This window comes from Providencia sp. PROV114 (genome assembly GCF_032704305.1).
In the GTDB taxonomy this organism is placed as follows: Bacteria; Pseudomonadota; Gammaproteobacteria; order Enterobacterales; family Enterobacteriaceae; genus Providencia; species Providencia rettgeri.
Genome location: NZ_CP120528.1, coordinates 133,848 through 147,813, shown reverse-complemented (window position 1 = coordinate 147,813; position 13,966 = coordinate 133,848). Strand labels below are relative to the sequence as shown.

Below are 13,966 nucleotides of genomic sequence, written 5' to 3'. Positions count from 1 at the left end.
TACCTTCAATGCTATATCAGAAAATCTATTAAGATTATTCATACGTTATTTGAAAAGAAATAACACTTCGATAAGCTCCAGCCTGTAATTTTTCTGCGATTCTTACGGGAGTTACATAATAAGTTAAAATATTTTGCCCCGGAGAAATAAGCTCAGGTTCACTGTACTCACCAAAAGCAATTTCTTTTCCTTTAGGATTAGTTATCTGTAATCCAAGCCCATTCACACCTTCAACTCTCGCTATGTTCGGCCTAAAAGGGACAACTGGCGTGATAAACCTAATTTTCATACCTGGCTGAGAAAGACTCCATGTGACATTACCGGATTTATTGTTTCTCAAAACCGTTGGGGTTTCGATACAATCCAATAACTCGATGTTTACCGGCGTCTTGTGGCCTTGGGCGCCAATTGTTTTTAATGATGCAGTTTCAATATTTCCTAAATCAACGGATTGAAATGCAGAATCCATCGATAAATGGCATGCACTCTCCGTTAATGAGCCATAAACGAAAATTTTGCCATTTGCACCTTCAACATCCCAATTGCCTGTTGTGTTATAAAAGGCATTATTTGAGGCCGCATATATCACAGCTGAATAAAATATGAGAGATAATCCAAAGAGTAAGGAAAAGCTTTTTTGATTAATCATCATTTTCCTCTCTATTTACTTTCAGGAACAACCTGACATGTATTTGCTTGACATTTAAATTGAAGTTTTGGCCGGCCACCATAGTCATTTATATAGGTCAATACCGGATTTGCCCCCACAGTAGAACTTGGAACTCCTAATTTTTCTTCACTAAATGGTGCAACCATAACTGCCTTAAAATTCTGATTTACCGGTGAATTTTTTCGCTCAGCCGCACCAATAATCGTGATATAAAAGGGAGTTGGGTTTTTAATGATATATTGGTCACCTTGCTTAATAAGCTGTGTTTTTTCTTGCCAAGGGTTATTCAGCATTTCTGTTTCGCTTAGCATGATACTTTTAGGACGATAAAATAATTTAATTTTGCTCTGTAACGCTAATTGCAAAACATTCGGTTTATCACTTTTTGGCGGGATCTCCCTTAAATTAAAGTAATAAACACTTTCTCTATCCTGAGGTAACTGACTAATTTCAGGAAGCGCCTCAATACGGACTTGGCTTGATTTTTCGGGTTCAACTCGCTGTACCGGCGGTAATACAGCAAACGGTGAAGTGATTTTTACCCCTTGAATATTTTCAATCCACCCTTGAGCCAAATAAGGTAGCTGGTTATTTTTATTAGTAATAGTAATTGAAACGCTTTTTTGATCGCCATTAAAAATAACTCGGGTTCTATCTAAAGCAATTGCCGAGAATGCGCTTCCGCTAACTAAACTGCTTAATAAAATAGTACTGATATATAAATTAGTTAATTTTTTCATAGCAATCAATCATTTACAGATTATTATCTGCTTTATTACGTTTATTTGATAATGGTTTACAAGGAATAAATAATCCTTGGTTAATTGTTTCTAAATTTTCAGGAAAATTAATTTCACATTGTGCTTCACCACCCCAATGAATAATCATGACTTCATTTGGGTTGATACCACTAACATAGGCATATCCATTATCAGTGACTATTCCCGTTTCTTTTCCTTTCAAATTCGTGATCTGAGCGCCAAATGGTGGTGCAGAACCGTCAGACATACGCATTGAAAGCATCATCTTTTCACCAGACAACACATTAAATTTGCGATAGCCAATCGCGCCTTCTGTTAATGTCGCTTGAACAATAGAATCCGTTACCTCGGCATTATTCGGTAATGCATTTAAATCGACTTTAACTTTACTGCGGTAGTAGCTATTTAAATCAGGGACAATCACTTTACCAAATGCATTTGATGCAATAGGTATCCCTCGGTCTGATACAGGAATTTTAGCCACACCATCAGTGTCAATGAGCAAACGAGTTCCGCCAATATTTGAGACTCGATGAGCATCCGCACCATTTAAAGTCATGGTAAATCCGCCTTGTGCCCCTACCCCAAATGATGTGTAATTATTATGAATATAGCTGGCATTCGCAGTTAACTTAGTATTATCACCATAATGGGTAATATAGGTGCTTGCGGTTCCACCTTTGTTGGTCGAACCTGCACTGACTTGATAATTGGTTCTATCTGACAATTTGTCATAATAGGTTGCTCGATTAACAGTATCATCCCGTGTTGCTTGTAATGAATAACCAATATTTGCACCATTTCCCCAAGGCATTGAAGCTGAGATATACAGGCCATCATCATTTGTTTCGTTATATTTATTACGATAGGCCGATAACGAAATATTAATATTCTTCAGGCTTCCCCAATCTAAGGTTTTTGTCACCATTAAATTGTAGCGATTACTTTCTGGCTTATCCCAATAGGTTTGGTGCGAGTAGTTTAAATAAGCTGTAATTCTCGATTCTCTAAAGTTTTTATTTAAAGAAATCACATACATTTCTTTATTACTACCTTGACGCTCACCTGAATCTTTAGCCGTTAAAAAATCGGTTACAGTCATAAAACTGCGTTCTGAGAATCGGTAACCTGCGAACTGAACTTGGCTATCATAGTCATCAAAACGTTTCGAATAGTTTATTCGATAAGAATTACCTGTGAGTTTTTTATCATTAGGAATATTTGCAATAGAATGCGTAATATCGAAAGATAAGGCACCAAATGCCAATAAGTCACGACCGACACCCACGTTGAATGCATTATAGTCTTGGCTATTTAATGAACCAGCAAGCAATGACCAACCATTAGTGACACCCCACGACATTTCACCACTCGCAAATGTATCTCCATTGACATGATGATCCATATCCGTTGGGCGACCCATCGCTAGTTTATATCGAATACTACCTGGTCGAGTTAAATAAGGGATATTGGCTGTTTCAACCTGATATTCTTGAACCGAACCATCCTGCTCTTCGATTCGAACATCCAGTTTTCCCGTCGTCGCATCACTTAAATTTTGAATACGGAAAGGACCCGCGGCGACTTGTTCTTGATAAATAATTCGCCCTTGTTGGCTAACAATCACCGTCGCATTTGTCGTAGCAACACCTGTTATTTCAGGTGCATACCCACGTAAATTAGGTGGTAACATTAAGATATCAGAGCGTAAGCCAACACCTGTAAATCGAAAACTATCGAATAAATCGGTGTTAAAATAGTCCTCACCCAAGGTCAATTTCGCTTTAATACTGGTTAACGCTTTATAGGCGTATAGTCGGCTCCATTGAAAGTCATGCTCATTTTTACTATTCGAGCCAGTTTCTCGTTGAGCACGCCCCTGCCAATCTCCCCTAAAGCGCCATGCACCAAGGTTCACACCTGCGACACCATTTGCTGTCACATTATAGTTGCTATTGTTATCATGAGGCTTATTCGCTCTTGCGTTTATATTGTAGTCTAAAATAGCCCCTGAAATTCCTTCATCCCACAAAGAAGGCGGATCCCAGTTAGCTGTTCTATATTCAAGGTAGGCTTGAGGTATACTCAGATACAACGTAGAGTCAGATAAATCCCCTCGAGCTTGAAAGCCAGGCAAACTGCGTAAATCAAGACACTCATTATTATGCCACCACGTAATTTGCTTCAACGAACTAGCTGTTAATCCTAGCTGCTGGACTTGTTCTGGTGTGATACAAACGAGGCTATCTTCAGGGTCGTTTTCTGGCGCATAGAATGAAAACCGTTGCTCAGGTAAAGTTTCTTTATTTACTTGTACTTTGAGGGGATAAATACCAGGCATAATATAGCCTGCACGTGAGAATTGCTTAATATCAATGTTTTTTTTGTCTTCTAAATCAAATAATGCCGTATTAAATTGTATGGTATCGGCAGCATATAACTGAGCGGATAATGATCCAAATGTAATCATTATCGTTGTCGTTATTATATTTATTTTGTGTTGTTTAAAAAACATAAAAAACATCCCTAAAACACCAATATAATTTCTTAGAATTAATAATAATCGACCTTGAACCTTAATAAGGTTTGGTAATTACCCGCTTTAACAGGATGATAATTGGTGACTAATTGCATTTGATATTTCAGGATCATTGTCCCTGGCGTAATTCCTAATGCGGGTAATGGCTTTCCTGGTGTAATGGAATATCCCGATATATCATGCAATGCCAATTGCACTCCTTTTGCTTCACCCGAGAGTGTGAAAAAATCACCTTCTGATGGACCATCAAAAGTGACTTCGAGTGAATTCCATTCGTTATTATCTTTCGAATATTTTTCCCAACGACAATCAATGAGCTTAATATTGAATTCTTTTATGGGGCCTTTCCCAACTTCACGAATATAGCTTGTTGGAAGCACCCCCATATTAATGGTCTGATCCCTAGACCCAATATCTATTGCGCAGGCAGTATCGACTATTTCGCCATTCATCGTGACTTTTCCCCATCCATGAGATGATGCAGCCATTTGTGGCGAAAGAAATAATGTTAGAAGAAATAGAGAAGATACTTTTCTTCGCAAATAGATAAATCCTTTCACTTTAACCTCTGACTTAATTTGGTGATTAGTAGAGGAACACAAAGGTATTCCTCTTAAACTAATCAATTAGTTATAAGTTAAGGTAAAGTTAGTTACGCCTTCGAATTTACCTAATGGAATTTTATCAACCGCAACGTTTGCACCTTGTACATAAGCGCTATAACGCAATGTATTATCACCCGCTTGTAATTGGTGTTCTTGAGCTGTTGCAACTCCCATATTTAACGCTGCACCATTAGTATCCGTTAATTGAATACCCACGTTGCCAGCAATAGTTGGGTCTGTTGCATCTAAGCCTGTTACACCGAGTAATTTAGAGTTGAAAGCAGCGCTAGCACCAGAGAATGTGATACTCACTTTATCGTTGTACACTTTATCATCTGCATCTTTCGGGAATACACAGTCTTCCAATTCAATATTGAATTGCTTCGCGCTAGAAGTACCACCATTCGCTAAAACAGAGTTAGCGATTTGGCCTAACCATACTGTTTGGTCAATAGAATCTGAACTAATTGAGCAAGGTGCATCAATGATTTCACCTTTAAATGTGACTTTACCATGCCCTTGATCAGCAAGTGCTGGAGATGCAATAGCGGCAGAAACTAGCGCGGCTAAAAATACTTTTTTCATTTGAACCTCATTTATATATAACAACGTGATGATTACCCAACATGATGTAGGGCATAGTTAGAATTTATTATTTTTAAAATAACTATTTGCTGTATAAAGAATTTAAAATAATTTCTGTTTGTCGATTAAAAATATAATGGTAGTTATCCTTTTCATCGGATAAGCATTCACTATTATGAATAAATGAATTAGCACTAGGATTTTTTTCATTTATTTTCAATGATACACTTTCAAAAAATGCACTCGGGCTAATTTCTAGATAAAATAAAATTGAAAATAGCATTCCACAATTAATGCTACATATTCCTCTTTCATAACGAGATATTTGTTGTTGTGATATCTTTAATTTTTTAGCTAGATCACTACCACTAAGCCCTTTCTCTTTTCTAAGATGCGATAATTCCATGCCAATTTGTTCAGTTAGTATTTTCTGAAAGCTATCTATACTGGTCTTTAATTTATTACTTTTCATATCTCACCAATTAAAGCCTTGTGTAATGTGGCAAAACAATCAGAACCGCTTATAAAGTGAACAATTTATTTTTTGAAATGCAAAAAAAAACGCAACAAAATAAATCAAAATGTTGCGTTAAATAAGTTTTAGGTAAATTGTTTTATATATAAGAATCGTCAGAATTAAAATCTTTAATTTATAAATAAAAATGGTAAAACTAGATAATTTAACTAGCTAGTTTTATTGCAAATAAAATCATGAATGATAACTTTTTGTTGTTAATGACAAATTTTTACATTAATTAATAATTACCTCTAAAATGCATTGCAGTAACAGAGTTTTATGCTGTTTGATTTTAGTTAGTCTGATAATTATACTTATTAGGTAATTTGAACATTTTGATTTATTATGTTGCATTATAGATTGATTTTTATAGATATTTTATTTATCCAATTGATTATCATTGATAATTGATTAATTTTTTTGTTATATATTATATTGCTGTATTTTACAGTGGAAATTAAAAGTTTTTAACTTACAAAAACCAAAAACATGAATTTATCATCTAAATAATTTCACTTACATCCTACCATTTCACAGAGTGGCTTTATTTAGCAATCAAAAACGGACTATTATTGTAAAAAAAATGATTAAAATATGATAACAATTAGTTAACAACGAAAGTGATTTGCTGCCACTCTTAATTGGAGTAATTAAATCATGATAATTCAAAAAAAAAGAATAAATAAAATTATTAACTAATTTTATTTTTAAAGGCTGTGAAATAAATTAGTTGAGTATGTTGTTTGTGGCTTTCAAAATAATTATTGCACTTAATATGCACAAGAATACCTCAGTTTTATCAAATCAATTGCCTAAATAACTGAGGTATTCTTGGTGTTTAGTTCATATTATTATGTTTAGTGCTAGCCTTATGTTGATACAAGTCATTAAATTGCTTATTGATTCAACCAAATACCACTAAACCTTTTTTCATTACTCGCAGTATAAATTACAGTATGAGCGATATTTCGATGCCCTAAATAATCTTGAATTAATCGTGTATCCCGGCCCAAATCAGCTAATGCATAGCCGCATGCATGCCTTAGCATATGAGGATGAAGCTTTACAGGAAGCCCAGCTATTTTTCCATACTGCTCAAATAAACGATAAATTTGATAACGAGAAATTTGGCTTCCCTTTTGTGAAATAAATAAACAATCTGATCCCGCTGTTTTCCAAGAATCTCTTTCAGCTAGCCATTTTTCAATCGCATTAAACTCTTCGGGAATTATAGGCTGTACGGTAGACAGCCCTCCTTTTAGTCTCCTAATAAATATCACTTTCTGCACTAAATCAATATCAGCCATTGTGATATGAGTGAGCTCGCTAACTCTTAACCCATGCAAAAAGCTCATTAATAACAAGCAATAATCGCGATTAGGATAGCGACCTTGCTTTGTAGCATCCAATAAAGAATTCACCTCTGTACGTGTAATAAATTTACGTTTAGTCATTATGATCTCATCTATACCTCGTTATATTTTGCTATATACCAACGATAAATTAACTAAAAATAATAATTTTTCAGAAAATTAAATATAATATGTCAGAAAGGTCAGTGATGATACCGAAATGCAAGCACTTAATCATGATATCACTAAGGCATAAAAAAACAGAATTGTGAGTGGTTGAGTGATAAGTTGATTTATAAGGTAATTATGTTGTTTTCATTGCATGAATGATGAGCGATAAAGGCGTCCTCACATGGGGTGTTAGTCTATATCCCTTTTCACCCTCTAATACGAAATAGTGTATACTTGCCGACAAGAAATTTATTCACGGTTAATTAAATAATGAAAGAAATTGAAAAAACACAAATTAAGCTTCTTAGCGACCGCTTAGACCTTATTCGTCACCAGATGGCAAGTATGCAACTGACGAGCGATGCAGAAAAATACGCAGAACTCGAAAAAGAAAAAGTGACGTTGGAAACTGAAGTTACTCGCCTGAAAGCAGTGCGTAACCAAAAGCTCAGCAAAGAAGCACAGAAGTTAGTCGATATGCCATTCAAACGCCCAATCACTAAGAAAGAACAAGCCGATCTTGGCAAGCTGAAGAAGTCCGTGCGAGGTTTGATAATTGTCCATCCAATGACGGCATTAGGCCGCGAAATGGAACTGGATGTTATGACTGGTTTCTCTAAGGCTGATTTTTAGTTAGGGAATCAACCTAACTAAAACCTGTAATGACTCACTAATACTAAAAGGTTCTTAGTACACTTTTCGTGGTTATGAACCGTTAGTGAGTATGAGTTCCCTCTTGTTTACTACGACCACCTCAGGTACTAAGCTAATTTTAGCAATTTAACTAAAAATAGTGATTCTACTATTTTTCTACTTTCCTATTTTCAGTAAATCTTTCAGCGCCGCGATATTCGCTCTCGCTCCTTCCGCTTCTTTTAACCGACGACGTTTTTGAGCAAAAATATCAAATTGAAGTGGCTTAATAAATTTGGCCACCTGAATAGAGGTGATATGCTCACCTCATAACAATAAAGATGCCTTAATGAAAAAACGCAATTTCAGTGCAGAATTTAAACACGAATCCGCCCAGCTGGTTGTGGATCAGAACTATACGATTGCTGATGCAGCTAAAGCGATGAATATTGGTCTTCCCACCATGACTCGATGGGTAAAACAGTTACGAGACGAGACGCCAAAGGCACCCCCATCACGCCCGAGCAAATTGAAATACGTGAATTAAAGAAAAAACTTCAACGTATTGAAATGGAAAACGAAATATTAAAAAAGGCTACCGCGCTCTTGATGTCAGACTCCCTGAACAATTTACGTTAATTGGGAAGCTCAGGAGCCCCACCACCTTAGTCATGGCTCAGCAGGCGCAAGGAGTATCGCTATAATGGCAACATACAGAGGCTTGCCGGTAGGCTCATGAAAAAACTCGGACTTGTAAGCTGTCAGCAACCGAGGCACCGCTATAAACGCAGTAGACAAGAACATATTGTTATACCGAATCATCTTGAACGTCAGTTTGCGGTCGCTGAGCCCAATCAGGTGTGGTATGGCGACGTGACTTATATCTGGACAGGAAAACGTTGGGCATATCTCGCTGTTGTACTCGACTTGTTCGCTCGAAAACCCATTGGATGGGCTATTTCGTTTTTGCCTAATAGTCGGTTGACAATCAAAGCACTGGAAATGGCTTGGGAAAGACGAGGATATCCAACGAATGTCATGTTCCACAGCGATCAGGGTAGCCACTATACCAGTAGACAGTTCCGGCAGTTACTATGGCGTTATCGGATAACACAGAGTATGAGCCGACGCAGAAACTGTTGGGATAACAGCCCGATGGAGCGGTTTTTCAGAAGCCTAAAAACGAGTGGGTACCGGTAACAGGCTACATAAGCTTTAGTGATGCAGTTCATAGCATAACGGATTATATTGTCGGATATTACAGCACACTCAGACCTCACGAATATAACGGCGGGTTACCCCCAAACGAATCTGAAAAAAGATATTGGGAAAACTCTAAAGCGGTAGCCAGTTTTGCGTCTCAATTACCAATGAAAATTACTTCCGGTACACAACAGAGTTCAGGGACTGTGTATCGTACCGTTAACATCACAAGCACGGTGGATAAACTCACGATTAATACTGTGCAAGTCAATCGGGGACAATGCTGAAATAGTGTTGGTAACCCCGTTCGTCCTTACGCATTGCCATTTGGTAAAACACAAACATACCGTTATATGATTTATAACGGTATGAGTAGGACGAATTTCAATTGTGACATTATCGAGATTGTCATTAAAACCAATCAAGGCGATTGGACCGTTAAACCTTGATTTCTTAATCGGTTATAACGTCATTTTATTTTCTTCATAACGCGTTACGAGCTATTAGTCAATCACTTCAAAAACACTTACCACCGCTATCGATGCTTTTTATTGCGTCGTTAGCGACCTCATCATCAGAACGATCCATTTTATTTTTATCCGTTTTTGAACACACCCATTGCGGGTCATCCTCACTGTCTTTGAATGTTTTTACGTCGAAATAATAGTTCTAACTCAACGTTATCATTCAGTTCGTAAAAAAAGATCACGAGATGTTACTTAATTAAGGTGTGCGCTGTACGAGTTGAATTTACTGAGTGTCGTGAATAAGGGTAAGTCGTACGCAGATAAATAACCAGCTCTTCTATGTATTTTGCAACGCGTCTTGTTGAATTTTCAAGACAGGGAGTGTGTCCTAAGTCCATTAAATGAGGACGCACTCCCACGGGTTTAAAAGTGAAGTCTAATCATGGCTAAACACACAGATTGAAAAATTGAGAAGATAGCCAAGCGCTAACTATTAAGCCCCATGAAAGTCAGTTAGCAATATACACGTTAGCGTAAATGGCTCGACTAAAATACATTCATTACTTAATCCCAATTAATATTAATTGTGGCTTGTGCATTACCACGGCCGAGTAAACTAGCCCCATTGGAACACAGTGACCAGGTCATCGGCACTTTAGTTATACCGTTTTGTACGCCTTTAATCGTCTTCGTGCCACTCGTTCCATTAAAACCAACCTCATTGACGGTATCTGGAGCACAAGAACCACTGGCATTAATGTATCGACCTCTGATATACCCCATCACTTGACTATCACTGTTTGTCACACTTAAACGCCCCCAATAATTGCCTTCAGGAAATTGGCCAGAAAAAGCAAGGGTCATATCAGCGACCGCATCAACCGTATCTGAGGCACAATTAATTTCTAAATCTTTAGACTGTGTAGCCAAGAGTTGATCTGCTGACTTCCCAGTAATATTAACGGTTCCAAAATCAATTGAGGTTGGTGAGACGATTTGACACGCCAAAGGTCGCCTCACCGTAATTGAACTCCCTTGTAAAGTAGATGCGGTGTATTGAACGGTACCACTATCATTTATTAATCCTTGCCCTATAAATAGCTTTGGTATTGTGTACGTTCCCGCTGCGGCGGTCGATGAAGCGTAAACGCCCCAGCTGACTGAGCCCGTCGAGGTCCCCGAACCGCCTTCGATTCGAACCCACCGGTATGGCTCACCAATGTCTTGTAAAATACTGCACCAAAGAGTAGGATTGGACTTTGTCCCAACATTATTTCTCAGTCCTTTACCGTTGGTACTCACACTCGAGTTGTATTTTTTGATATCAGTCTCATTGCCAGTAACACTGTTCGCAAAGCCGCCGGAAGCCGTGACATTTAAATTCATCGGCACTAAAATAACCCCTTCAGCTATTTTTATACCATAGTACCCATCGAGTGACACAACAGGATAAATAGAATAGGTATCAGTACTCCACTTATTTACGGTACCAGAGCACAAACCTGTTGAATCGACTGATCCAGTAAACCCCACCATATTTGGACCAGCGCTTTCATATTTAGCAAAATTTTTTGCTGGTATAGATGTCGTCCAAGTATCGCCCACGTCTAATGGCTGAAAAGCCCCCGCCTTGACGGTGTAGGTTGCTGCCGAACTCACAGAAATATGCAAGCAAGATGTTAAAAACAATACGTGACAGAAAAAAGAAAAGAAAAAATTACGTGCACTTTTCATCGGATATACTCTTATAAAAACAATAATATTTAGGGCGATGACTGATAAAAGCCGCTCACACTCAATGGGCAGATTTATCTTATTCACAACGGTAAGTTGCTTTACGTATCGGGTTGTCTGGCGTTATCTTTAATGAACCCAATTCGAACCTTACGCGGCATTGACGATCGGGTTCATTCCCCCACTTGACAAGGAGTTCACCTTTTTCAGGTAACCCCGCTAAATAAACCTGTCCACCGTCACTCACAATGCCATTAATCGCCGTCTCTTCTGACGGATTATCAGTAATAAGGGTGGCAATCGCCCCAAAAGGCAGCGGTTGGTGATCCGATTGTTGAAGATTCATCAAGACTTGATAGCCTGCGTGGGTAGCAATGTCGACTTTGATGACCGCGCCTTTGGTCGGATAAACGTTAGCATTAGAATAGGTGACATCCACATCGTCTGGGAGCGTTGTCGGATCAATGCCGACACTATTTTGCATGTAGTTTGATAAATACGGAACCACGGCATAACCTTGCCAATCGACCTTATCATAACCGTTCATTAAGCGAGTTCCTGAAGCCTCGGGGGCATAGATCAGCGCGACGGAATCACCGAGCGAGCTCGAAAAGGTGATACCGCCGGAATGCGCTAATAGACCGCCACTCGCATTCATATTGACTGCTCGCGTCTCATTACTATAGCTATACCCACCGCTCAGCGAGCCTTTGCTCCCTTGATACCCGATGTTGGCATTACTCACCGCGGTTTGATTTTGATTTCCCCAACTCTGAGCGAAGCTATATGACATTGCACTGTCCAATGTATTCCCACTGATCCCCATTTGATTAGTGGTCCGGCCTTGGTTATCATGGGTTGTGGTGGCCGTCGCATAAAGCGACGCTAACCCGTCATCATGCCCAAAAATCCGAAAAGGAATACTGATATTCAGGCTAACCTGGCGATTTTCGGGCCAACGCCCCCGCGTATCTTTTATTCTATCGATGTTATAATTAAGGCCAAAACTGATCCCCTTTGCTGTGCCACTATAGCCAAAAGACAACCCAGTTAACGTTTTGCTATTTCCCCAATAATCATCCCGATTAGCACGAAAACGCAATGTTCCATATTCGCCTAGTTGCTGGCTCAGTTGGGTTTGAAAGCTGCTACGCCGGCGTTGTAATATCCAAGGATTAAGCCCTGAATCGAGACTATAACCTTGACTATTAAATTCACTAAAATTATAAAAGTGTTCCGTAGAATAACGTAACGCCGTCAAGTCGACCGAAGTACCAGTGGCCATCAAACTTTTAGAATACCGTAAACGGTAGGATTGCCCTGTCCTTTGGCGAGTCTCATCGGCGTTGACAGATAACCTTGCAATAGAATGGGTCATGTCTGCAGAGATTGCGCCAAAGGTACCAAGAGACACGCCCGCTCCCCCGTTAACGGCTTGATAATCGGGAGCGAGTAATGCACCACCAAATCCAGTGATCCCATTTTTCAACCCGTACATCAACGTGCCTAATATAAAATTAGAGTGACGAGATCCTTGTGTTAATGCCCCGTTATAACGTCCCGCCGTTAACTCATATTTCCATCCGCCAGGGCGTAACATGGAGGGTAATGCGGTATACGGCACAGTAAAACGTCGCTCTGTGCCGTTAGACTCTGTCACTAAAACATCATAGTCACCAGATAACCCTGCTTGCTGAATGTCATTGATATAGAAAGGGCCCGGGGCGACATAGGTTTCATAAATAACATTACCATTTTGTCGTATCGTGACTCGCGCATTCGTATTGGCAATACCGCTAATGCTAGGGGCATATCCCCGTAATTGACTGGGTAACATTTGTTCGTCTGACTGTAATGTGATGCCCTTAAATTGAACACTATCAAACACTTCCCCCCCAGTACTCGCTTCGCCCATCAATAAAGTAGAACGTAATCGACGAATATCTCTAAATAAATAGGTATCCGAAAAGCGCGTCTGTTGTTCAACACGGTTAGCGTTATTATCTGTCCCGTTATTTTTTGTTCGAGTATACGTCGCAGTACTGCGTAAACGCCAAGACGCTAGGTTTATCCCCCCTCGAACAGACGCAAATATGTTATCTGACTGCGTGGTGCTGCCGTTTGATGGCGAATTTCGATTTCGACCTGCACTGATGTTATAGTTTAATAATAATGCGGGGATACCATTATCCCATAAGGTTGGATTATCGCCTCTTATATACTCGGGATCCATGGCGACTTGAGGGACACTAATATCAAGGTGTAAACGCGCCAAATCTAAGGTTGACGTGGCATAAGGGATATACGCCGATACGTTATTTAATGGGGTATCTTGGGATAATGACTTAAGCTCGGGCAGATTGGCAACATTAACGCCCCATGCCTTGAGTAATTTAGGGGTTAACAAAGGTGAAATTCTGTCTTGGCTATTACGTTCAAAGGTGAGATCAAATTGCCCCATATCTTGGTTATTAACGAACACCGAGACCGTATAATTCCCTTCAGCAATGCTGCCCTCTTTCTCAAAAACGGACAAATCGACAGCGTCATGCTCACCACTGATACTCAAAAAGCTGGGGTCAAAATAGTCGTCAGCGAAAACCCAAGACGAGACGCCCAGCGTAGCCCCCGAACTTAACGTACAAAAATAGAAAAAAAGTGGTAATCTCGGCATCCTCGTTACCATCATAAGGTCTCTTCGCTTTATCCCTTGCATACATCAATTCTCA

10 protein-coding genes and 1 pseudogene are annotated in these 13,966 nt (G+C 39.1%); 2 read left to right on the top strand and 9 right to left on the bottom strand.

Going from position 1 to position 13,966, the window contains the following annotated elements:
* Positions 1 to 34 precede the first annotated feature (34 nt).
* From P3L37_RS00640 to P3L37_RS00610, 7 genes are all read right to left on the bottom strand, one after another.
* The gene (locus P3L37_RS00640) at positions 35 to 652 is read right to left on the bottom strand and encodes a fimbrial protein (protein WP_110731511.1); all 618 of its coding nucleotides are present in this window, start codon (positions 650 to 652) and stop codon (positions 35 to 37) included.
* 8 nt (positions 653 to 660) lie between these two features.
* Positions 661 to 1,410, bottom strand: a complete 750-nt coding sequence (locus P3L37_RS00635; RefSeq protein ID WP_004266216.1) for a fimbria/pilus periplasmic chaperone — start codon at positions 1,408 to 1,410, stop codon at positions 661 to 663.
* Between the two features lie 13 nt (positions 1,411 to 1,423).
* Entirely contained in the window at positions 1,424 to 3,955 is a 2,532-nt protein-coding gene (locus P3L37_RS00630; protein WP_110731512.1) for an outer membrane usher protein, read from the bottom strand.
* Positions 3,956 to 3,984: 29 nt separating this feature from the next.
* Entirely contained in the window at positions 3,985 to 4,530 is a 546-nt protein-coding gene (locus P3L37_RS00625; protein WP_238562716.1) for a fimbrial protein, read from the bottom strand.
* 66 nt (positions 4,531 to 4,596) lie between these two features.
* Positions 4,597 to 5,160 (bottom strand): fimbrial protein, encoded by a 564-nt coding sequence (locus tag P3L37_RS00620; protein WP_004266219.1) that lies wholly within the window; start codon positions 5,158 to 5,160, stop codon positions 4,597 to 4,599.
* 82 nt (positions 5,161 to 5,242) lie between these two features.
* Positions 5,243 to 5,632 carry a helix-turn-helix domain-containing protein gene (locus P3L37_RS00615; protein ID WP_004263121.1) on the bottom strand — a complete coding sequence of 130 codons (390 nt, stop codon included), beginning with the start codon at positions 5,630 to 5,632 and terminating at the stop codon, positions 5,243 to 5,245.
* Positions 5,633 to 6,573: 941 nt separating this feature from the next.
* Positions 6,574 to 7,131 carry a tyrosine-type DNA invertase gene (locus tag P3L37_RS00610; protein WP_004266220.1) on the bottom strand — a complete coding sequence of 186 codons (558 nt, stop codon included), beginning with the start codon at positions 7,129 to 7,131 and terminating at the stop codon, positions 6,574 to 6,576.
* Positions 7,132 to 7,470: 339 nt separating this feature from the next.
* On the opposite strand from P3L37_RS00610, the gene P3L37_RS00605 reads away from it, so the two are divergent.
* On the top strand, positions 7,471 to 7,833 hold the full coding sequence (locus tag P3L37_RS00605) for a YibL family ribosome-associated protein (protein ID WP_109912301.1): 363 nt from the start codon (positions 7,471 to 7,473) through the stop codon (positions 7,831 to 7,833).
* A gap of 349 nt (positions 7,834 to 8,182) precedes the next feature.
* Positions 8,183 to 9,191: pseudogene (locus tag P3L37_RS00600) on the top strand (IS3 family transposase); the annotation flags it as partial.
* An 876-nt stretch (positions 9,192 to 10,067) separates the two neighbouring features.
* Here P3L37_RS00600 and P3L37_RS00595 read toward each other — a convergent pair.
* The gene (locus tag P3L37_RS00595; RefSeq protein ID WP_109912300.1) at positions 10,068 to 11,237 is read right to left on the bottom strand and encodes a hypothetical protein; all 1,170 of its coding nucleotides are present in this window, start codon (positions 11,235 to 11,237) and stop codon (positions 10,068 to 10,070) included.
* Between the two features lie 79 nt (positions 11,238 to 11,316).
* Complete coding sequence (locus P3L37_RS00590) at positions 11,317 to 13,926, bottom strand: fimbria/pilus outer membrane usher protein (protein ID WP_262417010.1); 2,610 nt, start codon at positions 13,924 to 13,926, stop codon at positions 11,317 to 11,319.
* Positions 13,927 to 13,966 lie beyond the last annotated feature (40 nt).